This is a genomic window from Deltaproteobacteria bacterium, assembly GCA_029210625.1.
In the GTDB taxonomy this organism is placed as follows: Bacteria; Myxococcota; Myxococcia; order SLRQ01; family SLRQ01; genus JARGFU01.
Map to the genome: position 1 here is coordinate 132281 of JARGFU010000008.1, position 24665 is coordinate 156945.

The 24665-nt window shown below is 72.6% G+C and carries 16 protein-coding genes; 8 read left to right on the plus strand and 8 right to left on the minus strand.

Features of this window, described 5'->3' with window-relative positions:
• Nucleotides 1–43: 43 nt before the first annotated feature.
• Nucleotides 44–328, minus strand: a complete 285-nt coding sequence (locus tag P1V51_09485; GenBank protein MDF1563265.1) for a hypothetical protein — start codon at nucleotides 326–328, stop codon at nucleotides 44–46.
• 162 nt (nucleotides 329–490) lie between these two features.
• On the opposite strand from P1V51_09485, the gene P1V51_09490 reads away from it, so the two are divergent.
• Nucleotides 491–1303 carry a hypothetical protein gene (locus tag P1V51_09490; protein ID MDF1563266.1) on the plus strand — a complete coding sequence of 271 codons (813 nt, stop codon included), beginning with the start codon at nucleotides 491–493 and terminating at the stop codon, nucleotides 1301–1303.
• 9 nt (nucleotides 1304–1312) lie between these two features.
• On the opposite strand, the gene P1V51_09495 is transcribed toward P1V51_09490, so the two are convergent.
• The 3 genes from P1V51_09495 to P1V51_09505 all read right to left on the minus strand — a co-directional run bounded on the left by P1V51_09495 (nucleotide 1313) and on the right by P1V51_09505 (nucleotide 5113).
• Nucleotides 1313–2770, minus strand: coding sequence for a serine/threonine-protein kinase (locus tag P1V51_09495; protein MDF1563267.1), 1458 nt, complete (start codon nucleotides 2768–2770; stop codon nucleotides 1313–1315).
• Nucleotides 2770–4458 carry a methylmalonyl-CoA mutase family protein gene (locus P1V51_09500; GenBank protein MDF1563268.1) on the minus strand — a complete coding sequence of 563 codons (1689 nt, stop codon included), beginning with the start codon at nucleotides 4456–4458 and terminating at the stop codon, nucleotides 2770–2772. The genes P1V51_09495 and P1V51_09500 overlap by 1 nt, the downstream gene beginning before the upstream one ends.
• Before the next feature lie 337 nt (nucleotides 4459–4795).
• On the minus strand, nucleotides 4796–5113 hold the full coding sequence (locus P1V51_09505; GenBank protein MDF1563269.1) for a hypothetical protein: 318 nt from the start codon (nucleotides 5111–5113) through the stop codon (nucleotides 4796–4798).
• 173 nt (nucleotides 5114–5286) lie between these two features.
• On the opposite strand from P1V51_09505, the gene P1V51_09510 reads away from it, so the two are divergent.
• From P1V51_09510 to P1V51_09520, 3 genes are all read left to right on the plus strand, one after another.
• Entirely contained in the window at nucleotides 5287–5652 is a 366-nt protein-coding gene (locus P1V51_09510) for a response regulator (GenBank protein ID MDF1563270.1), read from the plus strand.
• Nucleotides 5653–5778: 126 nt separating this feature from the next.
• Nucleotides 5779–12450 (plus strand): SDR family NAD(P)-dependent oxidoreductase, encoded by a 6672-nt coding sequence (locus P1V51_09515; protein MDF1563271.1) that lies wholly within the window; start codon nucleotides 5779–5781, stop codon nucleotides 12448–12450.
• A 7-nt stretch (nucleotides 12451–12457) separates the two neighbouring features.
• A complete protein-coding gene (locus P1V51_09520) occupies nucleotides 12458–16819 on the plus strand; it encodes a beta-ketoacyl synthase N-terminal-like domain-containing protein (GenBank protein MDF1563272.1) in 4362 nt (1453 codons plus the stop codon).
• On the opposite strand, the gene P1V51_09525 is transcribed toward P1V51_09520, so the two are convergent.
• From P1V51_09525 to sppA, 4 genes are all read right to left on the minus strand, one after another.
• Nucleotides 16816–17325 carry a hypothetical protein gene (locus tag P1V51_09525; GenBank protein MDF1563273.1) on the minus strand — a complete coding sequence of 170 codons (510 nt, stop codon included), beginning with the start codon at nucleotides 17323–17325 and terminating at the stop codon, nucleotides 16816–16818. The two genes, P1V51_09520 and P1V51_09525, sit on opposite strands and share 4 nt — an antisense overlap.
• Entirely contained in the window at nucleotides 17322–17696 is a 375-nt protein-coding gene (locus P1V51_09530; GenBank protein ID MDF1563274.1) for a hypothetical protein, read from the minus strand. The genes P1V51_09525 and P1V51_09530 overlap by 4 nt, the downstream gene beginning before the upstream one ends.
• Nucleotides 17697–17698: 2 nt before the next feature.
• Complete coding sequence (gene fbaA / locus P1V51_09535; GenBank protein ID MDF1563275.1) at nucleotides 17699–18769, minus strand: class II fructose-bisphosphate aldolase; 1071 nt, start codon at nucleotides 18767–18769, stop codon at nucleotides 17699–17701.
• 86 nt (nucleotides 18770–18855) lie between these two features.
• Nucleotides 18856–20586, minus strand: coding sequence for a signal peptide peptidase SppA (gene sppA / locus P1V51_09540; protein MDF1563276.1), 1731 nt, complete (start codon nucleotides 20584–20586; stop codon nucleotides 18856–18858).
• A gap of 243 nt (nucleotides 20587–20829) precedes the next feature.
• On the opposite strand from sppA, the gene P1V51_09545 reads away from it, so the two are divergent.
• From P1V51_09545 to P1V51_09560, 4 genes are all read left to right on the plus strand, one after another.
• Nucleotides 20830–21309, plus strand: a complete 480-nt coding sequence (locus tag P1V51_09545; GenBank protein ID MDF1563277.1) for a BCAM0308 family protein — start codon at nucleotides 20830–20832, stop codon at nucleotides 21307–21309.
• Between the two features lie 10 nt (nucleotides 21310–21319).
• On the plus strand, nucleotides 21320–21574 hold the full coding sequence (locus tag P1V51_09550) for a hypothetical protein (GenBank protein MDF1563278.1): 255 nt from the start codon (nucleotides 21320–21322) through the stop codon (nucleotides 21572–21574).
• Between the two features lie 201 nt (nucleotides 21575–21775).
• Nucleotides 21776–22216, plus strand: coding sequence for a hypothetical protein (locus tag P1V51_09555; GenBank protein MDF1563279.1), 441 nt, complete (start codon nucleotides 21776–21778; stop codon nucleotides 22214–22216).
• 160 nt (nucleotides 22217–22376) lie between these two features.
• Entirely contained in the window at nucleotides 22377–24635 is a 2259-nt protein-coding gene (locus P1V51_09560) for a response regulator (protein ID MDF1563280.1), read from the plus strand.
• Nucleotides 24636–24665 lie beyond the last annotated feature (30 nt).

The following is a 24665-nucleotide window of genomic DNA, read 5'->3' on the forward strand; positions in this document are numbered from 1 at the left end:
CTCAAGGGGGCCCTCGCGACGGTCCCTGCTCGCGCCCGCGCTCCTAGCCTTGAGCCTCGACCAGGCGCGTCGCCAACCGCCGGATCAGGATCCGCCGGACCATGGTCCGGGCCGAGATCTCCTGGCTCTCGGGGTCGGTGCCCACCGGCCACTGGGCGCCAGCCCGGCGGGAGAGCTGGACCACCATGTCGACCTTGCGCGGGTCGATCCGGGGGAAGTGCTCCTCCGGGCGGTGGTCGAGGAAGAAGTCGAGCCCGTGCCGGCGCAGCAGGAGCAGCAGCAGGCGGCGGGCACGGGCGTGAAGTGCGAGCTCGATGACCTCGGTCATGCGGGCATTCTCTTCGGGCGAAGGCCCCCGTAAAGGAAAAGACCGATCTGCAACAGGTCTGTGGAAGGGCGAAAGATCAGGCTGAAAAAACTTGCCCTGCGGCGACCCCGGAAGGATCGCGCGACCGTGGCGACGCCCTCGCTGGGCTGCTAGCGTGCCGCCATGTCGCAGGATCCCAGGGCGCGGACCTTCTCGATCGAAGAGGTGGGCGAGATCGTCCGGCAGGCCAGCGAGGGCGACCGCTCCGCGACCGCCGATCACGAGGGGGTCACCTACGAGGAGCTCGAGGCCATCGCCGAGGAGGTGGGCGTCTCGCGGCAGGCCCTCGCGCGGGCCGTCGAGAAGAGGGCGCAGGCGGCCGCCGCCGAGCTGGCTCCGGCCGGCGCGCCGGCCACCGACGCGCTCGCCGTCCCCGCGCCGGCCGTGCCCTCCACCTTCCTGCGAGACGCAGGCGTCGCGGCGGGGGTGGTGACGGTCGCGGCGGGCGTCGACCTGGCGGTGGGCCTCGGCGGCCTGATCGTGATCCCGGCGCTGCTGCTGGCGGGCGGCGCGCTGGTGGGGCGCAGCTGGCTGCGGATGCTGGCCGCGATGATCCGGGGCCAGGAGCTGCCCGCGGCCACCGGGGCGGATCACGCCTACCGGGTGACCTTCGGCGAGGGCTTCATCGACCTCACGCACCTCGACCCGCAGGAGCCCGAGACGGTGGACGTGCAGGTCTCCTTCGGCGAGGCCACCGTCCTCCTCGATCCCCGGGTGCCCTACCGCCTCGAGACCTCGGTGGTCTTCGGCGAGGTGACGCGACCGAACCAGAAGCGGCGCCGGCGGCACGGCCGAGATCACCGGCGCGAGCGGGACGAGCGCGAGGAGAGCGAGCGCTTCCCCACCGACCTGGCCCGGCCTCCCCGGCTGATCGTCCGCGTCGCCGTGCGCTTCGGCAGCGCCAGGATCCGACACGCCTCGGAGGACCACCGCTGATGCGCCGCCTCAGAAGAGGTAGCCGGCCAGCACGGCCAGGGCGACCAGGCCGAGGACGATGCCGACGGCGCCAAACAGGGAGCGGCGGCGAGCGCCCGCCGCGAGCTCCTCGCGCCGCGCGGTGGTGACCCCGAAGCGCTTCACCGCCACCGGCGCCGCGTCCGGTGAGGGCAGCGCCGGGGTGGCCGCCGGGGTCATGTGGGGCGGCGGCGCGTCCACCGTCGGCGGGCCCCGGGCCAGGAGGAGCTCGGGGGGGAGTCGGTCGAGGAAGGTGTCGTCGAGGCTGCCCCCGAAGGCCTCCTCGTCGACGGTGACGCCCTCCTCGGCCGTGGCCCCGCCCACCGGCCCCGGGTCGGTCACCTCGACGAAGGTGATCGGCCGCTCGGAGGCCTGAGTCGACTCGCTGGAGTCGGCGTCGCCGAAGTCCGGAAGCGCGACCCCGGGATCGTCGCGCACGTAGGAGAGGGCCTCGCCTCGGGCTCGGGCCTCCCCGCCGGCCAGCCCCTCCTCCTCGACCTGCTCCGAGAGCTCGGCGGCCTCGGGGAAGAGCCACGCCAGCAGATCGGCGACCTGCTCCGGGCTGCCCTCGGCGTCGTGCTCCCGGGCGATGACCTCCAGGCCACGGGCCAGGGCCTCGGCGCTCTCGAGGCGCTCGATGATGTCCTTGCGCATCGCCTCGGCGATCAGCAGCGAGAGGGCCTCCGGCACGTCGGGCCGCACCAGGTGGAGGGGCGGCGCCTCCTCGGTGAGCGGCCGTCGGTAGGACTCGAGGTTGCCCGCCTCCACCGGGAAGGCCGGGCGGCCGGCGATCATCCGGTAGATCAGCGCGCCGAGGACGAAGACGTCCGAGCGGCCATCGACGAGGTCCGCCCGCAGCTGCTCCGGGGACATGTAGCCCGGCGTCCCCCGGATCATCCCCACCGCGGTGCGGGTCGCGCGCAGGCTGGAGCGCGCGATGCCGAAGTCGACCAGCTTCACGCCCCCGTCGAAGCAGAGGATGACGTTGTTGGGTGAGACGTCCCGGTGGACGATCCGCAGGCTCCGACCCTGGTCGTCCTTCCGCAGGTGGGCGTGGGAGAGCGCCCGGGCCACCGAGCGCCCGACGTGGAGGCAGAGCGGCAGGGGCAGCGGCCGCTTCTCCATCCGCTCGCGCTTGAGCAGCACCTCGGTGAGGTCTCGCCCCGAGATGAACTCGAGGGAGAGGTAGGGCACGTCCTCCACCAGCCCCACGTCGAGGATGCGACCGATGTTCGGGTGGTCGAGGGCGGCGAGCACCTGCGCCTCGGAGACGAAGAGATCGACCTCCTCCTGCTGCTCGAGGAGGTACTTGTGGATCTGCTTGAGGACCACCCGCGCGCCGCTCGCGCGCTCGGTCGCGAGGAAGGCGGTGGTGATCGCCCCGGTCCCGAGGACCTTGTCCAGCCGGTAGCCGCCGAAGTCGCGGGGGAGCGCCGGGGCCGCTGACATCAGAGGACCGGGACCTCCTGGTACTCGCCGAAGACCTCCCGGAGCGCGTCGCTCACCTCGCCGAGGGTGCAGCGCGCGCGCACCGCCTCGAGGATCGGCGGCAGGAGGTTCTCGTCGCCGCGGGCCGCGCGCTCGACGGCCTGCAGCGCCTTGCCGGCCGCCGCGCCGTCGCGCTCGGAGCGCAGCCGGGCGAGGGCCTCGCACTGCTCGGCCTCGAGGGCCGGATCGACGCGGAGGAGATCCATGCGGGCCGTCTCGTCCTCGTCCACGAAGGCGTTCACCCCGACGATCTTGCGATCGCCCCGATCGACCGAGAGCTGGTAGCGGTAGGCGGACTCCTGGATCTCCTGCTGCGGCCAGCCGGCGGCGATGGCCTCGACCATGCCGCCGAGGCCGTCGATCCTGGCGATCAGCGCCTCGGCCTCGGCCTCGATCCGATCGGTGAGCAGCTCGATCGCCGGCGCGCCGCCGAGGGGATCGATGAGGGAGGTCACGCCCGACTCGTGGGCCACCACCTGCTGGGTGCGCAGGGCGATCCGGGCGGTGTGCTCGGTGGGCAGGGCCAGCGCCTCGTCGAGGGAGTTGGTGTGCAGGGACTGGGTGCCGCCGAGGACCGCGGCCAGGGTCTGCAGGGCCACCCGCACCACGTTCACCTCGGGCTGCTGGGCGGTCAGGGTCGCCCCGGCCGTCTGGCTGTGGAAGCGCAGCATCTGGGAGCGCGGGTCCTTCGCGCCGAAGCGATCCTTCATGATCCGGGCCCAGAGGCGCCGGGCCGCCCGGAACTTGGCGATCTCCTCGAGGAAGTCGTTGTGGACGTTGAAGAAGAACGAGAGGCGCGGGGCGAAGGTGTCGACCTCGAGCCCGGCCTTCTGCGCCGCCTCGACGTAGGCGATCGCGTCGGCGAGGGTGAAGGCCACCTCCTGGACCGCCGTCGAGCCGGCCTCCCGGATGTGGTAGCCGCTGATGCTGATGGTGTTGAAGGCTGGCAAGCTTCTAGCCGCATAAGAAAAGACGTCGGTGATGATCCGGAGCGCCGGCCCCGGCGGATAGATGTAGGTGCCCCTCGCCATGTACTCCTTGAGGACGTCGTTCTGGATCGTCCCTCGCAGGCGCTCGGGCGCGACGCCGGTGCGCTCCCCCTGCACCTGGTAGGCCGCCAGGAGGTAGGCCGCGGTGGAGTTGATGGTCATCGAGGTCGAGACCGTGTCCAGGGGGATCTGGTCGAGGAGGACGCCGAGGTCCTCCACCGAGTCGATCGCCACCCCCACCCGGCCGACCTCGCCCCGGGCGCGCTCGTGATCGGAGTCGCGGCCCATCTGGGTGGGCAGGTCGAAGGCCACCGAGAGGCCGGTGGTCCCCTGCTCCAGCAGGTAGCGGTAGCGCGCGTTCGACTCCTTGGCGGTGCCGAAGCCGGCGTACTGCCGCATGGTCCAGTGCCGGCCCCGGTACATGGTCGGCTGCACGCCGCGGGTGAAGGGGTACTCCCCCGGGAAGCCCAGCTTCTCGAGGAAGGCCGGCGGCGGCCAGTCGGCGGGGGTGGAGACCGGCTCCAGGGGCAAGCCCGAGAGTGTCTCGAAGGACTCCCGCCGCTCGGCGTTCTTGCGCCGCGCGGGCTCGTAGGTCTCTTCCCGCCAGCGGGCCTCGGCGTTCTTCAGGGCTTCCAGGGGTGCGTGCTTCTCGCCTGCCATGTCCACGACTCTTCCCCCTCCGGGGTGGGCCGCGTCAAGGGCCGCCCGGGGAAGGGAGGGCGGGGAGAGGCCGGTGCCGCGTGGGCCAAATGACCACCCACGACAATTTTGCGTCCGCCAGCGTCTCGAGCGCTGCGCCTTGCGTCATGACGGCGCGCCCAGTCCCGCCCTCGCGACCCAAGTCACCGGATCGAAAGGGGAAACGCACCACCTCCCCCTCTGGCACGCCTGGCACGGACGATGCTCTGGCAAGAGGGCGCTCCGATCGACTGCACGCTCCCCTCGACGGCGCCTCCCTTCACCCGGCAGGCGCCGTCGTGTCTTTCGGGAGAGTTCTTCAGTCGACCATCGACGAGGCGTCGTCGAGGGAGAGCCCGCAGCGGGCGCAGGTCGTCCGGCGCAGGGGGTTCCACTGCAGGCAGGCCTGGCACTGCACCTGCTCGGCCCGCCGGGTCCGGGGCAGCCGCAGGAGGAGGATCAGGGTCGGCGGGAAGAGGACGATCGGGACCCCCCAGAGCAGGCTGCGGCCCTTGGCGATCGCGACGATCGCGGCGACGAAGGCCATGACACAGAAGTAGGCGATCATCAGGTTCTCGAACCAGGCCGCCTCCATCAGCCGGTCGAGGCTCTCGATCAGGGTGGGCTCGGGGGGCATGGGTCGGAAACTAGCCGGGATCGCCTCGCCCCGGAGCCCCCGACGGCACCGCCGAATTTTCGACGCACCGAGACGATGATCCCCCTGGGGAGAATCGAGTATGGTCTTACCGGTTTGGGGCCGCCGGGGGCTGGTGGAGCATCTTGGAGCAGCAGCGGAATCCGAGAAGGATCATGATCGTCGACGATATGCGGACCGTCCGCATGTTGTTGCCGGCCTATTTCGTCGGAAGGGACTACGTCTTCTTCGAGGCGGAGTCGGGCGAGGTGGCGTTGCAGAACATCCCCTCCTTCCAGCCCGATCTCCTGATCACCGACGTGCACATGCCGGGGATGAGCGGCTTCGAGCTCTGCCGGGCCGCCCGGGAGATCCCGAGCTTCTCGGACCTGCCGGCGATGCTGATCACCGGTGATCCGGATCTGGATGGCCTCGCCGCCCGCCACGGGCTCAACGAGCTCGCGGCGCTGATCGCCAAGCCCCTCGACCCGGAGGAGGTCCGCGGCCTCGTCTCCGAGATGCTCGGCGAGTTCGCCGACTGAAGGCCCCCCTCTTCCGGCTCCGGGGCGAAAATCGATCGCCTGCGGGGCCCGTGGTAGCTTTGGCTGCTGACGCCGAGGGACGCCTCGGGTCGGGAGAGGCTCGCCTCGAGCAAGCGAAACACACGCATGGCCACGCAACACGAGCTCGTCATCGGCATCACGCCCTTCGAACGCCCCGACCCCGGTCTGGTCCGGGCACTGGAGAAGGCCGGCGCCCTCGGAGTGCTGGACCTGGGGCGCGATCCCGAGGCGGCCCGGGTGGCCCTGGCGGAGCTGGAGCGCTGGGGGCGGCCCTTCGGCGTGCGGATCCCCGAGGGGGTCGAGGCCCCCGCCCTGCCCGAGAACTGCAAGACCGTCCTGCTCCCCGCGACCGACGATCCGCAGCGCCACCGCGGCCGGCGGGTGCTCGTGCAGGTGGGGTCGGTGCGCGAGGCGCACCGGGCCCTCGCCGGCGGCGCCGACGGGCTGATCGCCAAGGGCGCGGAGAGCGGCGGCCGGGTCGGCAAGGTCAGCGCCTACGTCCTCCTCCAGCGCCTCCTGCGGGTCTCGGACCGGCCGGTCTGGGTGCAGGGGGGGATCGGGATCCACACCGCGGCCGGTGCCTACGCCGGTGGCGCCGCCGGCGTCGTGATCGACAGCCAGCTGGCCCTGGTGAAGGAGAGCACCCTCCCGGAAGGGGTGAAGCAGGCGCTGCGCGGCATCGACGGGAGCGAGACCGCGCGCATCGGGGACATCCGGGTCTTCGCCCGGCCCGACATCCCGCTGGCCGAGCTCGGCACGCGGCTGCCGGCCTCCCTCGGCGGGGACGATCTGCAGAAGCAGCTCTTGCCCCTGGGACAGGAGGCGGCGCTGGCCGCCGGCCTGGCCGCCCGGCACCCGACCGCCGGGGCGCTGGTGAGCGCGATCCGCGACGCGGTGGGGGGGCACCTCCACCAGGCACGCTCCCTGGGCTCGCTCGCGCCGGGGGGGCCGCTGGCGCGGGCCCACGGCATCGAGGTGCCGGTGGCGCAGGGCCCGATGACCCGGGTGAGCGACGTGGCGGCCTTCGCCGACGACGTCTCCGCCGCGGGCGCCCTGCCCTTCCTCGCCCTCGCCCTCCTGCCCCGCGAGCGCGCGATGGCCCTCCTCCAGGAGACGGCGGAGCGGATGGGCGATCGCCCCTGGGGCGTCGGCATCCTCGGCTTCGTCGACGAGGCCATCCGCAAGGCCCACCTCGAGGCGATCCTCGCCGCCCGCCCGACCGCCGCCCTGATCGGGGGGGGCCGCCCCGCCCAGGCCCGCCAGCTCGAGGCCGAGGGCATCGCCACCTACCTCCACGTCCCCTCGCCGGGCCTCCTCGATCTCTTCCTGCGGGAGGGCGCCCGCCGCTTCATCTTCGAGGGACGGGAGTGCGGGGGCCACGTGGGGCCTCGCTCCTCCTTCACCCTCTGGGAGCAGCAGCTCACGCGGCTGCTCGACTTCGACGCCCCGGAGGAGCTGCACATCTTCTTCGCCGGCGGCATCCACGACGCCCGCTCGGCCGCGATGGTCGCCACCCTCGCCGCGCCCCTGGCGGCCCGGGGCGCGAAGATCGGCATCCTCATGGGTACCGCCTACCTCTTCACCGAGGAGGCGGTGCGGAGCGGCGCCATCGTCCAGGGCTTCCAGGAAGCCGCCATCGAGTGCGAGGAGACCGTCCTCCTCGAGACCTCTCCCGGCCACGCCTCCCGCTGCATGGAGACCCACTACGTCGACACCTTCCAGGAGGCGCGGGTGCAGCTGGAGGCCGAGAGCAAGACCCCGAAGGAGATCTGGGCGGCCCTCGAGTCGCTCAACCTCGGCCGGCTGCGCATCGCCTCCAAGGGCATCCGCCGGGAGGGCGACGCCCTCCTCGATGTCGAGCCCGAGACCCAGCGGCGCGAGGGCATGTACATGCTCGGCCAGGTGGCCGCGCTGCGGGCCGAGCCCACCACCCTGGCCGAGCTGCACCGCGAGGTGAGCGTCGGCACCCAGCGCTACCTCGAGGGCCTGCGGATCCCCGAGCGGAAGCGCCGGGCGATCCCGCCCGCCGACGTCGCCATCGTCGGCATGGCGTCCATCTTCCCGGGCGCACCCGACCTGCCCCGCTACTGGTCCAACGTCGTGCTGGGCGTCGACAGCGTGACCGAGGTCCCCGCCTCGCGCTGGAACCAGGAGCTCTATTACGACCCCGACTCCCAGGACGGGCAGAGGACGCCCTCGAAGTGGGGTGGCTTCCTCTCGCCCATCGACTTCGATCCACTGGCCTTCGGCATCCCCCCCAACAGCCTGGCCGCCATCGAGCCGGTGCAGCTCCTGGCCCTGGAGGTCGCCCGCCGGGCGCTGATCGACGCCGGCTACGGCGAGCGCGACTTCGATCGCGAGCGCACCTCGGTGATCTTCGGCGCCGAAGCCGGCACCGATCTCTCGGCGGCCTACGGCTTCCGCAACCTCTACCGTCAGTACCTCGGCGAGCTGCCCGAGGCCCTCGATCGCGCGCTGCCCTCCCTCACCGAGGACTCCTTCCCGGGGGTGCTGGCCAACGTCATCGCCGGCCGCATCGCCAACCGCCTGGATCTCGGGGGCGTGAACTACACGGTCGACGCCGCCTGCGCCTCCTCCCTGGCCGCCCTCGACCTCGCCTGCAAGGAGCTGACGGCGCACACCTCGGACTTCGTCCTCTGCGGCGGCGCGGATCTGCACAACGCCATCGGTGACTACCTGCTCTTCGCCTCCACCCACGCCCTCTCGCCGACCGGGCGCTGCCGCACCTTCGACGCGAAGGCGGACGGCATCGCCCTGGGTGAGGGCGTCGCGGTGGTGGCCCTCAAGCGCCTGGCCGACGCCGAGCGCGACGGCGACCGGATCTACGCCGTGGTCAAGAGCGTGGCGGGCTCCTCGGACGGCCGCTCGCTGGGGCTCACCGCGCCCCGCAAGGAGGGGCAGAAGCGCGCCCTCGATCGCGCCTACCACCGGGCCGGGCTCTCGCCGGCGCAGATCGGGCTCACCGAGGCCCACGGCACCGGCACGGTCGTCGGGGATCGCACCGAGCTGGGCACCCTCACCGAGACCTACTCCGCCGCCGGCGTCCTGCCGGGCACCATCACCCTGGGCTCGGTGAAGTCGAACATCGGCCACACCAAGTGCGCGGCGGGCCTGGCCGGCCTGATCAAGGTCGCCCTCTCCCTCCACCACCGCACCCTGCCCCCCACCCTGCACATCGAGAAGCCCAACCCGGCCTGGGAGCCCGGCGCCAGCCCCTTCGTCTTCCGACGGGAGGCCGCGCCCTGGCCGGGCCGGGAGCACGCCGCCTCGGTCTCGGCCTTCGGCTTCGGCGGGACGAACTTCCACGCCATCCTCGCCGCCCACGAGGACCCCTCGGCGCCGCCTGCGCCGGGCCTGATCGAGTGGCCGGCCGAGCTCTTCCTCTTCCGGGATCCCGAGGACCTCGGGCGGCTGGCCGCCGTCCTCGAGCAGGGCGAGCCCTGGTGCCTGCGGGAGCTGGCCGCCGCGCTGAACGCGCGCGGCGACGCCGGTGCGCCAGTGCAGCTGGCGATCGTCGCCTCCACCCCGAGCGAGCTGAAGGAGAAGCTGGTCGGCGCCCGCGCCGGGATGGCCGGCGACGGGATCTACCCGGCCGAGGGCCACGAGCTCGCCGGCGGGAAGCTCGCCTTCCTCTTCCCCGGGCAGGGCTCCCAGCGCCCGGGGATGCTGGCCGAGCTCTTCGTCGCCTTCCCCTGGCTGCAGTCTCTCCTCGACCTCGACCTCGAGCTGGCCCGGACCATCTACCCTCCCGCGGCCTTCGACCCCGAGGCCGCCAAGCGGCAGCGCCGGGCCGTCACCGACACCCGGGTGGCGCAGCCCGCCCTCGGCCTGGTCGACCTCGCGGCCTTCCGCCTGCTCGGCTCCCTGCAGCTCGACCCCGCGATGGTGGCCGGACACAGCTACGGTGAGCTCGCCGCCCTCTGCGCCGCCGGCGCCCTCGAGCCCGAGGATCTGCTCGAGCTCTCGCGGGCCCGCGCCGAGGCCATCCTCGAGGCCGCCGAGAGCTCCGAGGATCCCGGGACCATGGCGGCGGTGGGCGCCAGCGCCGACGTCGTCGCCGCCGCCCTCGCCGGCAACGACGAGGTCACCCTCGCGAACTACAACGCCCCCAAGCAGACGGTGATCGCGGGCACCGAGGCCGCCATCGAGCGGGCGGTGGAGAAGCTCGGCGCCGACGGCCTGGCCGCCCGGCGGATCCCGGTGGCCTGCGCCTTCCACTCTCCCATCGTCGCCGGCGCCTCCGAGATCCTGGGCCGCTACCTGGAGACCGTCTCCCTGAAGACCCCCTCGCTGCCGGTCTACAGCAACACCGAGGCCGCCCCGCACGCCGATGATCCTGGCACCATCCGTCGGCTGCTCGCCGAGCACGTGGCCCGGCCGGTGCGCTTCCTCGACGAGATCGAGGCGATGTACGAGGACGGCGCGCGGGTCTTCGTCGAGGTCGGCCCCGGGCGGGTGCTCACCGACCTGACCGGCAAGATCCTCGGTGACCGCCCCCACCTGGCGGTGAGCCTGGAGCAGCCGGGACGCGACGGCCTCACCGGCCTGCTCCACACCCTGGGCCGCCTCGCCGCCGCCGGCGTCGCCTTCGATCCGGCGCCCCTCTTCGCCGGCCGGGAGGGCCGGCCCCTCGACCTCGAGTCGCCCGCCGCCCTCACCTCGCCGGCCGCCTGGAAGGTGGACGGTCACCGCGCCGTGCCGCGACGGGGCGAGCCGCCGGTCCACGGTCTGCAGGTGGTCGAGCAGCCCCTCGGCGTCGGACCGGGCGCCGGCCTGGGGCTGGGAGGCCCGACCGGTGAGCGCGGCGAGGTGATGGTGGAGTACCTGCGCGGGGTGCGGACCCTGGCCGCGGCCCAGCGCGACGTGCTCCTGACCTTCCTCGGCGGCACCCCGCCAGCAGCGGGCCCGGTGATCGAGACCACGGCCAGCCCGAGCGCCCCCGCCGAGCGCGCCGCCCTCGAGGCGGTGAGCGCCCCGGCGCCCTCCGGCGCCCCACCCGAGGAGAGGGATCCCGCCGAGGTGCTGATGCAGATCGTCAGCGAGCGCACCGGCTATCCCGAGTCGATGCTCGAGCTGGACCTCGACCTGGAGGCGGACCTCTCGATCGACTCGATCAAGCGGGTGGAGATCATCGGCCTGCTGGCCGAGCAGCTGGGCCTGGGCGGCGGCTCGGACGACGAGCGCGACCGCCTGGTCGAGGAGCTCTCCCGGGTGAAGACCCTCCGCGGGATCCTCGAGTGGCTGGAGGAGCAGCTCCGCAAGGACGAGGAGGCCCCGGCCGCGTCCGAGGAGGAGGCGCCGGCGCCCGAGATCCCGGAGGCGACCCTGCGCTTCGTCTTCGAGGTCGCCGACGCCCCGCCCCTCGAGCGCCGCGGGAGCTCGCTGGCCGGCCAGACCTTCGTGCTCCACGGCGGCGACGACACCCTCCGGGGCGTCCTGCGCCGCCGGCTGGAGGGAGCGGGCGCGCACGTGCGCGTCGCCACCGATCCGCTGCGCATCGACGCCGGCGATCGGCTGGTGCTCCTCGATCCGCTCTTGCGCGACGGTGAGGCGCGGCAGAGCCACCGCCTCTTCGCGCTGGCGGACATGGCCCGCAAGGCCCTGGGTGCCAGCGCCCGGGCCGTGATCGCGGCCACCACCCTCGGCCCCGGCTTCGGGCGGGAGAGCAGCGGCGACCTGCTGCCGGCCGCCGGCGTCGCCGGCCTCTTCAAGACCATCGCCCGGGAGTGGCCCGAGGCGCGGGTCCGCGCCGTGCACCTCGATCCCCGGGACGACGCCGAGACCAAGGCCGAGCATCTCCTCTCCGAGGCCATGGCCCAGGATGACATCGCCGAGGTCGGCTGGTTCGGCGGAAAGCGGCAGGTCCTCCGGGTGGTCGAGTCCCCCCGGCCGGGCAAGGGCGAGGCGAGCTTCTCCCTCCCCGAGGGCTCGGTCGTGCTCCTCACCGGCGGCGCCCGGGGCATCACCGCCCGGGTCGCCCTGGCCCTGGCGAGGAAGGGCGTGCGGCTGATCCTGGTGGGACGCAGCGCCGCCCCGGCCGCTCCGGAGAACGAGGCCCTGCGCGGCGCCACCACCGCCGTCGAGCTGCGCCGGAAGGTGGTCGAGCTGGAGCTCGCCTCCAGCCCGGCCGAGGTCGAGCGCATCTGCCGGACCCTCCTCGGTGAGCGGGCGCTGCGCGCGACCTTCGCCGCCCTGAAGACCACGGGGGCGAGCTTCGAGTACGAGACCTGCGACGTGCGCGATCGCTCGGCCTTCGGGCGCCTGATCGACTCCGTCTACGAGCGCCACGGCCGCATCGACCTGGTGATCCACGGCGCCGGGGTGCTCGACGACCGGCTCCTGCGCGACAAGGACGCCGAGGGCTTCCAGCGGGTGGTCGACACCAAGGTCGAGGGGGCGCTCACCCTCGAGGCGCACCTCAAGCCCGACATCGGGCAGGTCGTCTTCTTCGGCAGCGTCAGCGGCGCCTTCGGCAACCGCGGGCAGGCCGACTACGCCGCCGCCAACGACGTCCTCGACAAGCTCGCCACCTCGATGAACCGCCGCCTCGAGGGGCGCGTGCTCTCCATCGACTGGGGCCCCTGGGGCGGAGGCGAGGGGATGATCGACGCGACCCTGGAGAAGGAGTACGCCCGCCGCGGCATCGGCCTCATCGCCCCCGAGGACGGCGTGCGCTGCCTCCTCGAGGAGCTCGCGCGCGAGGACGACGGCCCCCAGGTCCTCTACCTGCGCTCGGATCCCGAGCGCTTCGACTGATCTCGCCATGGCGAACTCGCGCGGCATCGCCATCGTCGGACTGGGCGCACGCTTCCCGGGCGCCGAGGACGTCGAGCAGTTCTGGCGCAACATCGCCGCCGGTCACGACGCGATCGGGCCGGTCCCGGAGGAGCGGATCCCGGGCGTCTTCTTCGACGCGAGCACCAGCAGCATCGACCGGCTCCCCTGCCGCCGCGGCGGCTTCCTCGGGGCGAGCATCAACCTCGACGTCGCCGCCCACGGCCTGATGCCGGTGGCGGCCCGGGGGGCCGAGCCCGATCAGCTCCTGGCCCTCGACCTCGCGACCGCGACCTTCGCCGACGCGGGCTACACCGAGGGCGGCTTCGATCGGAGCCGCACCGCGGTGATCCTGGGCCGGGGGGGCTACCTGGGACCGGGGCTGGTGCGGGCCGATCAGAGCGTGCGGGGCGCCGAGCAGCTCGCCGGCCTGCTGCGGCGGCTGCTCCCGGACCTGCCCCTGTCGCGGATCGAGGCCATCAAGGACGCCTACCAGGAGGCGGCGGGCCCCTACGGTCCGGACACCGCCATCGGCCTGGTGCCGAACCTCGCCGCCTCCCGGATCGCCAACCGCCTCGATCTGCGCGGGCCAGCCTTCACCCTCGACGCCGCCTGCGCCAGCAGCCTCCTCGCGGTCGAGCAGGCGATGCTCCTCCTCGAGACCCGCCGGGCGGATCACGTCCTGGCCGGGGGCATCCACCTGGTGCAGGACCCGACCTTCTGGAGCGTCTTCGCGCAGCTCGGCGCCCTCTCCCGCAGCGAGGCGATCCGCCCCTTCGACGCTCGCGCCGACGGCCTGCTCATCGGCGAGGGCGCGGGCTTCTTCCTCCTCGAGCGCCTCGAGGACGCCGAGGCCGCCGGTCACCGCATCTACGCGGTGATCCGCGGCGTGGGCTCGGCGAGCGACGGCCGGGGCACCTCGGTGATGCAGCCGAGGGCCGAGGGGCAGCGCCTGGCCCTGGAGCGGGCCTGGGAGGGATCGGGCCTCGAGCCCGCCCACATCGGGCTGGTCGAGGGGCACGGCACGGGCACCACCGCCGGGGACGGAGTGGAGCTCGAAACCCTGGCCCGCTTCTTCGGCCCGGCCGGGGAGGGCCCGCGCGCCAGCCTCGGCTCGGTGAAGTCGATGATCGGTCACACCATGCCGGCGGCGGGCGCCGCGGGGCTGATCAAGGCGGCCCTGGCGATCTTCCACCGCAGCCTGCCGCCCTCCCTCCACTGCGAGGAGCCCCACCCGAAGCTGGCGGCCACCCGCTTCGAGGTGCACGTCGCGGCCCGGCCCTGGACGACCGGCCCGGGAGAGGAGCGCGTCGCCGCGGTGAACGCCTTCGGCTTCGGTGGCATCGACGCCCACGTGGTGCTCTCCGAGGCCCCGGCGGGCAGCCGCCGGACCCACCGGGTGCAGGCCCTCGACCGGGTCGAGCCCTCCTTCCCCGGCCTCCCCGACGAGGAGCGGACGGGGCTGCCCGAGGTGCTGCGCCTCGCTGGCGACTCGCCCGCCGCGCTCCTCGCGGCCCTCGAGCGCGGCGAGGGGCCGATCGGCACCGGCCCCTGCCGGCTGGCCGTCCTCCAGCCCACCCCCGAGCGCCTCGCCCGGGCGCGCCGGGTCGTCGAGCGCGGTGAGCCCTGGCGGGGCCGCGGCGGGATCTGGTTCGCCCCCGAGGGCCTGGCCCTGCAAGGCGGCAAGGTGGCCTTCCTCTTCCCGGGGGTGGACGCCGACTTCCGCCCGCGGGTGCGCGAGCTCGCCGAGCACTTCGACCTCTCGCTGCCGCCGGAGCTCGAGGCCCTCGAGGCCGAGGAGGCGCCCCGCCGCCCCGAGGCCATCGACCGCACCGGGATGGGGATCTACCGGGTCAACCAGCTCTGCTTCGAGCTGCTCTCCCGGATCGGCCTCTTCGCCGACGCGATGGCCGGGCACAGCATCGGCGAGTGGAGCGCGATGATCCACGGCGGCCTCCTGCCGCAGGGCGCGGTGGAGGCCTTCCTGGAGGAGAGCGGCGGGCAGGCCCTCGAGGTGCCCGGCGTGCTCTTCGCCGCCGCCGCCTGCTCGGTGGACGACGCCCTCGACGCGATGACCGATCTGGAGGCCATCGGCCTCTCCCACGACAACTGCCCCCACCAGGTGATCCTCTGCGGGAAGGAGGAGAGCATCGAGACCGCCCGGGCCCGGCTGCTCTCCCGCGGCGCGGTCGTGCAGATCCTCCCCTTCCGCTCGGGCTTCCACTCCCGCCTCTTCGACGACTACCTCGACCCCCACCGCGCGCACTTCGAGCGGCTGCCCATCGAGGCGGCGCACACCACCGTCTGGTCGGCGACCACCTGCAGCCCCTTCCCGGTGGGCGCCGACGCCGTGCGCGAGCTCGCCCTGCGCCACCTCGTCGAGCCGGTGCGCTTCCGGGAGCTCATCGAGGCCCTCTACGATCACGGCCACTCGATCTTCGTGCAGGTGGGCACCGGCAGCCTGCCGGGCTTCGTCTCCGACACCCTCGGCGCGCGCCCCCACCTGACGGTCAGCGTCAGCGATCCGAAGCGCGGCGGCCTCGAGTCCCTCGCCCGCCTCGGCGCGGCCCTCTTCGTGGAGGGCATCGACCTCTGGGCCGGGATCGACCGCGCCAGGCGGCCCGGCCGGGAGGCGGCCTCCGGCGGCGGGGTGGAGACCGGGTCGAGGGGCCTGGAGCTCCCCCTGGGTGCGCCCTTCATCTCGGTGGGCGAGCCCCTGCCCTTCGGCAGCGCCGGCCCTCGCCTGCCCCCGCCCGCCCGCGGCGCGCTGCGGGATCCCCTGCGGGACGAGGTCGAGGCGACCCTCGAGGACCTCTCCCGGATGCAGGCGGAGATCCTCGAGACCTACCAGCAGGCGCTGCGGGGGCGGAGCCGGCCCGTGCGGCAGCAGCGCACCCTCTCGGTGCGCACCGTGCCCGAGCTGATCGATCACAGCTTCTACCCGCAGGGCGAGGGGGCGACCCTGGCCGAGCGCGATCCCGTCGTGCCGATGACGATGTCGATCGAGCTCCTCCTGGAGCTCGCCCGCAAGGCCTTCCCCGGCCGCACCCCCGTCGCCCTCGAGGAGCTGCGGATGCACCAGTGGCTGCGGGTGCACCCGGCGGCGAAGGTGCAGCTCGTCGCCGAGCCCCGGGGAGACGATCGGGCCCACGTCGCCATCGAGGGCTTCTGCGAGGGCACCGTCCGCCTCGCCGACGCCTACCCCGCGCCGCCGGCCAGCCAGCTCCCCCCTCTCGCCGACGCCGGCCCGCCGCCCATCGACGCGGCCACCCTCTACGCCGACCGCTGGATGTTCCACGGGCCGGCCTACCAGGGCGTGCACACCATCGGCGCGCTCGGCGCCGGCGGCGTGGAGGGCAAGCTCAAGGTCACCGAGGGGCCCGGCGCCCTCCTCGACTCCCTCGGTCAGCTCTTCGGCTTCTGGCTGATGGCGACCCGCACCGAGGACAAGCTGGCCATGCCGATCGGCCTGGAGTCCCTCGAGCGCTTCGGCCCGCACCCGCAGGCTGGCGAGCTCCTCGACGCGCGGGTGCGGATCACTCACTGCGACGATCGCCGCCTGGTGGGGGACATGGAGGTCCTGCGCGGCGAGCAGGTCTGGTGCCGGATCCGCGGCTGGGCCGACCACCGCTTCCCCTCGGATCCGGACACCTGGAAGGTGCTGCAGCACCCCGAGCGCCACCGCCTCTCGGCGCGCCGGGAGCCCTACTTCCTCTTCGACGCCGCGCGCTGCCGGCCGCCCTCCCGGGACTGGCTGATCCGGCGGATGCTCTCGGAGCACGAGCGCACCACCCTCCTGGCCTCGGCGCCCCAGGCGCAGCGCGCCTACCTCCACGCGCGCATCGCCGGGAAGGACGCCGTGCGGAGCCTGCTGGAGCAGGGCGCCGAGCTCGCCGATCCTGGCGAGGCCATCTTCCCCTCCACGCTCCCGCTCCTGGGCGATCACGAGGAGGGCCTGCGCCTGGCCGGCCCCCACGCTGGCGAGCTGAAGGTGGACGCCGCCACCGCCGGAGATCTCGCGGTGGCCCTCGCCTCCCGCAAGGGCGAGGTGGCCATCGCGCTCTACCCCCTGGGCAGCCTGCCGCCCGGCGCCCGCCAGGCGAGCTTCGCCAGCGACGAGCTGGATGCCGCGCGCGCAGCGGGCGCCGGTGACGACCTCGACGCCCGGCTCCACGTCTGCGCTGCCCGGGCCATCGCCTCCCGCCTGGCCGCGCGCGGCGGGGAGGCCGGGCCCCGCGAGGCGGACGCCGTGAGCGAGGGCCGGCCGGGCGGCCTGCGCGTCGGAGAGCTCTGGGTCGAGCTGCGGGTGGACCTGGGCCACCTGGTGGCCTGGGCCCTGCGACCGGACTAGGGGGCGTCCAGCACCTCGACGGGCGGCGGGGAGAGCGGCGCCTCGATCGGCGGCGGCGCGGCCTCGGCCGGCGGAACGAACTCTGCTGGAGGCACCAACGCTGCCGGCGGCGCGGCCATCGGCGGCGGAGGCGACCGATCCTTCCAGGCCCAGGAGGTCTTCATCGCCCGGCAGAAGGCGGCGTCCTTCAGCCCGCGCTGACCCGACTGCCAGTGGACGATCGTGGCGAGCGCCGCCGTCACCGGGAAGGCGATCAGCAAGCCGGTCCGGCGCTCCTGGCAGGTGTCGGAGAGGCGGGGCGTGTTGGCCGCCAGCAAGGCGCCGCCGATCCCCACCGCCGGCCAGAAGAGGCCGGCCATCGCGTGGTCCCCGACCGGGGCGAGGTAGCTCTCGTTGCAGACCGGCGGCTCCTGCTGCTCCCGGGCCTTCTCTCCCACGTAGGGGACCGCGATCAGGGAGCAGCCCGCGCAGGAGAGCAGCGCGCTGACGAGCAGCAGGCGCATCATGGATCGCACCGCTGCACGCAGAGGGTCAGGGCCTGGCCGCAATAGGGGCGCGCCTTGAGGTCGGGTCCGTTACCGCACCCGCCACCGGAGCATCCGGATCCCCCCCCGCCGGCGACGAGCGCGACGACCGCGAGGACCACCCCGGCCGCCGCCGCCGCGGCCGCCGTCACGATCCAGGGCGCCATCAGGAGGGTCGAGCTCGAGCGGGCGCTCTCGCAGTCGTCGTAGTCGTTCCGGCAGGCCTGGGTGCAGGGCGAGCGGTCCAGGTCCGTCGGCATGACGTAGGCCGGCGTGCAGCTCGTGACGAGCAGGACGAGCACGAGCAGCGACGAGGAGAGCGCCGCCCACCCTCTCCTCGCCTCGAGACGCATCCTCAGATCGCCAGGCCCTTGCCCTTGGAGCCCAGGTCGTCGAAGGCCTGCTGCAGGCGGGTCACCATCGACTCCTCGCCCTTCCGCAGCCACTTCCGGGGGTCGTAGACCTTCTTGTAGGGCTTGCCGTCGTCCGGATCGATCTGGTGCTCGAAGGCCACCGGCGTCGCCTTGACGTAGTCGCCGATGGGCTTCGCGAAGGCGAACTGGGTGTCGGTGTCGATGTTCATCTTGAAGACCCCGTAGCTCACCGCCTCGGCGATCTTCTCGGGCTCGCTGCCCGAGCCGCCGTGGAAGACCAGGTGCAGGGGGTTGTCGCCCGTCCCGTGCTTCTCCTTCACCAGGGCCTGGGAGGCCTTCAGGATCTCGGGGCGCAGCTTCACGTTGCCCGGCTTGTAGACGCCGTGCACGTTGCCGAAGGAGGCGGCGACGGAGAAGTGACCGAGCGAGGAGAGCTTCTCGTAGGCCAGCAGCACGTCCGCGGGCTGGGTGTAGAGGTGCGCGTTGTCCGCCCCCTCCTCGAGGTCGTGGCCGACGCCGTCCTCTTCGCCGCCGGTGACGCCCAGCTCGATCTCCAGGCTCATGCCCATCTTGGCCATGCGCTCGAGGATCCGGGCGGACTCACCGAGGTTGAAGTCGATGCTCTCGGCCGAGAGATCGAGCATGTGCGAGCTGTAGAGGGGCGTGCCGGTCTTCTCGAAGTGCTTCTCCGACTCGGCGACCAGCGCCTCGACCCAGGGGATGAGGCTCTTGTCGGCGTGGTCGGTGTGCACGGCCACGCAGACCCCGTAGTGCTCGGCCAGCAGGTGGATGTGCTGGGCGGCGGAGACCGCGCCGAGGACCTTGGCCTGGAAGCCGTCCTTCATGCCCTTGCCGGCGTAGAACTCGGCGCCGCCGTTCGAGAGCTGGACGATGACGTCCGAGCCCGCGACGGCCGCGGCCTCGAGCACCGCGTTCACCGAGTTGGTGCCCACGATGTTCACCGCCGGGTAGGCGTAGCCGCCCTCCTTGGCAGCCTGCACGAACTCCACGTAACGCTCACCGGTGACGACGCCGGGCTTCATCTTGGCCATGATCGATTCCTCGCGAGGATCGGGTTTGGGATGCCGAAAGAGCTCGGCCCCCGAGTACCACGAACCAGCGGAGGTTCAACAGCCGATCAGCGCACCTGGACGTCGGGCATCAGGGCGAGGGTGCGCGGCTGCTCCAGATCCCGCAGCCAGGCCTCGATCGCCGCCGCGTCGGGCAGGGGCTGCGCCGCCTGCACCGAGGCGCCCAGCTCGCCGTCCTGGATCATCTGCCAGAGGTCCTTGGGCTCGGGGTAGGCCTTCAGCTTCACGTCCTCGCCGAGGCCCGCCTTCTTTGCGGCGAGCTGCACCGCGGTCTCGAGGCCGCCGGTCTCGTCGACGAGGCCCTTGCCGACCGCGTCCCGGCCGCTCCAGATGCGGCCCTTGGCGAGCTCCTCGACCTTCGGCAGCTCGATCGAGCGGCCCTCGCCGACCTTCCGCTTGAAGTCGGTGTAGAGGCTGTCGAGGACGCTCACCGTGCGAGCGCGCTGCTCGTCGCTCAAGCTGGCGAACTCGCTCATGATGTCCGAGTTCTCGGCGAACTTGATCGTCTCGACGTTGGCGCCGATCCACTCGTAGAAGCCGCGGAGGTTGAACTTGCCGAAGACCACGCCGATGGAGCCGGTGATGGTCGCCGGCTGGGCGACGATCGCGTCGGCGCCCATCGAGACCCAGTAGCCGCCCGAGCCGGCGACGTCCGACATCGAGACGACCACCGGCTTGCCGAGCTTCTGCGCCCGCTCGATCTCCCGCCAGACCAGGTCCGAGCCCACCGCCGAGCCGCCGGGGCTGTTGACCCGGAAGACGATGGCCTTCACGTCCTCCTCGTCGGCCGCCTCGCGGATGTGCGCGGCGACCACCGGCCCGTGGAGCATCCCGCCCCCGAAGAGACCTCCGCTCTGGCGGGAGGCGACGATCTGCCCCTCTCCGAAGATCACGGCGATGTGCTCGCCGCGGACCTTGTCCTTCACCTTCATCAGGTAGCGGCCGATCGAGATCGACTCGTACTCGTCGGTGCCGGCCACCGTCCGCAGCTCCTCCTCGACCTCGTCGAGGTAGCCGTAGGCGTCGAAGAGGCCGAGGGCCCTCGCCTCCTCGCCGGTCTGCATCCCCTGATCGACCAGGGCCTTCAGCTTCTCGCGATCGACGCCGGTGCGGGCGGCGACCCGCTCGTACCAGAGGTCCTGCAGATCGCCGGCGACGTCGGTGATGGCCTCGCGGAAGTACTCGCTCATCTCCGAGCGGCTGTAGGGCTCGCCGGCCGACTTGTACTCCTTGAACATGATGAAGTCGGGCTCGATGTGGAGCTTCTCCAGGGTGCCCTTCCAGAAGGGCACGTCGACCTGGAGGCCGTTGAGCATCCAGAAGGCCGTGGGCGTCGCCCAGCTCTTGGTGGCCGCGCCCGCCAGGTAGACGTGGGGCTCGTAGACCATGTCGGTCTGCAGGAGCACGTGCAGGGGCTTGCCCGACTTCTCCCGGAAGCGATCGAGCTCCGAGGCGACCTCCTCCAGGCTCGCCATGCCCATGGCCGGGGTGGAGACCTCCACCAGCACCGCCGCGATGTCGTCGTCCTCGGCCGCCGCGCGCAGCCCCTGACGCAGGGAGTAGAGCGAGAGGGGCTTCTGGCCCGAGAGCTCCGCGAAGATGTCCTTGGTCGGCCCCTCGGTGAGGGGACCGTCGAGCCGGATCTCCAGCACCGTCCCCTTCGAGACGCCGCCGCTGCTCGCCAGCCAGATCAGGCCGCCGGTGCAGGAGCCCCCCATGAGGAGCAGGACCACCAGCACCGCCATCGAGAACGAGCCACGCTTCTTCTTCTCCGCCATCGTCCGCCTCCGGGTGGGACCTACGTCCGGGAGTTCGAGTGCATTCCAGGAATGAGTAGCATCGGCGCCGGGAAGGCGCATCGGGGCCGGTAGAGGCCCCGGAAGCGCAGGATCTGACGCCTGCCCGGCGGCCCCGGCGGACCTAGAGTGGATCGTGCGGGCGCCCCGTGGGGGGCTCCGGCGGGGAGTTTCCGCCAGATCGACCGGAGCCCAAGGCGGACGAGATCCGCCCGGGGGTTGACCATGGGATCGAACGGCACGCGGCTGGATCGTCGCATCCAGAAGAGCGAGCACGACGCCTATCGAAGCAGCGGCAAGGTCTCCGAGCCGGCGGCCTGCCCGGACTGCGGGGCGGTCTTCCACAGGGGGCGCTGGCAGTGGGCCTCGCGACCCGAGGGGGCGGCCGAACACCGCTGCCCCGCCTGCAACCGGATCGACGATCACTACCCGGCCGGGATCGTGACGATCGAGGGACCCTTCTTCCGTCAGCACCGCGAGGAGGTCCTCGGCCTGGTCCTCAACCGCGAGAACGCCGAGAAGATGGAGCGGCCCCTCCACCGCATCATGTCGATCGTCGAGGACGGCGACGTCCTCGAGGTCTCGACCACCGACCTGCACCTGCCCCGCTGCATCGGCGTCGCCCTCCAGCGCGCCTACGACGGAGAGCTCGACTACCACTACGAGGCAGGTGAGCAGCTGCTGCGAGTCCACTGGTCGCGCTAACATCGGGTCCATGCGTGGACCCACCGCCATCGCGCTCACCCTGGTCTTCCTCCTGGGCGGCTGTCCCATCGGCGCCGTCCTCTGCCTGGGCGCCGACAAGGAGCTCGAGGAGCGCAACGATCCCTTCGAGCGGATCGAGTGCCCCGAGGGGTTCTCACCTCATCGGGAGGAGACCTGGTGCAGCAGCAGCACCGACTGCGAGGCCCGCCCGGGGGAGCGGACCTACTGCGAGGAGGGAAGCTGCCTGATCTGCCGCCCCGACTGATTGGCTTCCGACCGGTGATGCGCTAAACCAGAGATCATGATTCCCGAGCAGTCGCTGGCGACGCGGACGTGCCCGGATGCAAGGAAGGGTGAGGGAGCATAGCCTGAGCTATGCGACCGAGGCCTGACGCTGCAGGCGGGTGCGGCCTGCAAGCCAGAGGCGATCAGGAATCGTGATTTCTGGTTTTGCTGCGAGGGCAGCATGAGCCTCCTCGGATATGTCGTCCTCGCCTTCGTCTTCCTCGAGCTCTCGAACGTCGCCGCGCTCTACTTCGCGCCGCAGACCCGGCGGGCCAACGCCATGGGCGTCTTCGAGGCCTACGAGGGCGCGAAGGCCCACCCCGGGCTCCACCGGCTGGTGCGCTACCTGACCTTCTGGGTCGCGGGCACCAAGCTGATCTTCCTGGGGCTCCTGCTGGTGATCGTCTTCCTGGGCGGCCCCCTCCTGCTGCAGGTCTCGGTGGGCGTGCTCATCCTGACCATCGGCACCTACTTCTGGAGGCTGCACCCCCTCATCCGGGAGATGGACGCCGCCGGTGAGCTCGCGCCGCAGGGCTACTCGAAGACCCTGGGCAAGATGATCCTCGGCTTCGAGCTGGTCTTCACCGCCGCGCTGCTCTGGGGCGTCTTCGCCGCCCCCTGACGACCCCGGTGAAAGCCCCCAGGGAGCTGCGCGAAGGGGAGGCCGATCGTTGTTCGCCCGCCAGGGGTGATCTACGGTCGAGATCATCTTGGGGGATCGGGGACGAGCGGGAGGCACGACGGCGAGTCCGGCAGGCCTGCAGGCGGCGACCCCCGAGCGGGTGAGGCTCTGGCTGCGGATCGGCGCCCTCGCCTGGTCCGTCATCATCGCGACCTCCATGACGATGACCTTCCGGGCCTACCGCCGGATCCAGGTGGAGCAGGCCCTCGGCCTCCTTCGCGCGGCCACCGAGCAGGATCTGGTGCTCCGGCACTGGGTCGCCAGGAGCCGGGGGGTCTGGGTCGAGCACGACTTCATCGGGGAGCACCACGAGGTGGGCGAGCCCGGCTCCCAGCAGGAGATCGACACCGTGGATGGGCGGCGCCTCGTCCGGGTCGAGGCCGCCCACCTGCTGCGCGCCGTGCACGCCTCGGACACGCTCTCCGAGGTCGGGTCCCAGGGACGCCTGACCACCCTGAACCCTCGCCAGCCAGAGACGGCCCCCGATCCCTGGGAGCGCAAGATGCTCCTGCGGCTGCAGGAGGGCGGAGAGCGGATCCACGAGGTCATCCGGGTGGAGGGTGAGACCGTCCTGCGTCTCCTCGAGCCCATCCGGATCGAGGAGCGCTGCCTCGGCTGCCACGGGAAGCAGGGCTTCGAGGTGGGTGACCTCCGGGGCGGCTGGTCCACCTCCATCTCCCTCTCCCGCCTGGAGCGCGCCAACCGGAGCGGCCTGATGACCGGCCTGGTCGCCCAGTTCGGGATCTACCTGCTCGCGCTCCTCGGCCTCGTCGCCGGCGGCCGGACGGTGATCGGCCGGCTCCAGGCCGCACACGAGTCGGCCTCCGCCCTGGAGGAGTCCGAGCTGCGCTTCCGCACGGTCTTCGAGGCCGCGGTCGAGGGCATCCTGGTGGCCGACAGCGCGACCCGCCGCTTCGTCTATTGCAACGGTGCGGCCTGCGAGCTGCTCGGCTACAGCCGGGAGGAGCTCCTCGAGCTGGGGGTGGAGGACATCCACCCGAAGGAGGCCCTCCCCGAGGTCGGCGAGGCCTTCGAGCGCCAGACCCGCGGTGATCAGCTGCTGGCCCCCAACCTGCCCTGCCTGCGCAAGGATGGCAGCACGATCCTGGTGAACATCACCGCGACCGCCGCCACCATCGACGGGCGCCCCTGCACGGTCGGCTTCTTCACCAACGTCACCGAGGCCCGCCAGATGGAGGCGAAGCTGCGCCAGGCGAGCCGGATGGAGGCGGTCGGCACCCTCGCCGGCGGCGTCGCGCACGACTTCAACAACATCCTCCAGGCCATCCTGGGCCACACCGAGCTCCTCGCCCGCAACCCCCAGCTCAGGCCCGCGATGCAGCAGGACGTGGGCGCCATCGGGGAGGCGGGCCGGCGGGCCGCCGAGCTCACCCGCCAGCTGCTCGCCTATAGCCGGCGGCAGGTGCTGGCCCCGGCGCCCCTGGCGCTCGCCGAGCTCTGCGACGGGATGATGAAGATGCTCGGGCGGCTGATCCCCGAGAACATCACCCTGGAGGTCACCCACGAGGGGAGCGACAGCCAGGTGCTGGCCGACCCCGGGCAGATCGAGCAGGTCGTGATGAACCTCTGCGTCAACGCCCGCGACGCCCTCGCGGCAGGGGGCACCATCTCTCTGCGGACCCGGCGAGTGGAGCTCGACGAGAGGGACGCGCTCCGTCACCCGGACGCCCGCGCGGGCCAGTTCGTGCTCCTCGAGATCGCCGACGACGGCGCCGGCATGACGCCGACCGTCCGCGATCAGATCTTCGAGCCCTTCTTCACCACGAAGGGCATCGGCGCGGGCACTGGCCTCGGGCTCTCGACGGTCTACGGGATCATCCTCCAGCACGGAGGGTGGATCGAGGTGGAGAGCGCGCCCGACGAGGGCAGCCGCTTCTCGGCCTTCCTCCCCCACACCATGGAGGACCTGCGGGAGGCACCGGAGCCCACCCCCATCACCGCGCTCGGCGGCGGGACCGAGCTGCTCCTCCTGGCCGAGGACGAGGAGGCCGTCCTGCAGCTGACCCGCAAGCTCCTCGAGCAGGCGGGCTACCAGGTGCTCGCGGCCCGGGACGGTCAGGAGGCCATCGCGCTGCTGGAGGAGCGCGGCCCGCAGGTCGCGCTCGCGGTCCTCGACGTGATGATGCCCCGGCGCACCGGGCGTGAGGTCGCCGAGTGGATGAGGGCGCGCTTTCCGGAGGTGCCGGTGATCTTCACCAGCGGCTACACGCCGGAGAGGATCCGCAACCACCTCCCCCGGGGGGCCGAGCAGCACCTGATCTCCAAGCCCTACAAGGCGAACACCCTCCTCACCGCGGTGCGGGAGGCGCTCGACCGCAACGGAGAGACCACGACCTGAGGTTCACGGTTTCGCGGCCACCGGGCGCCG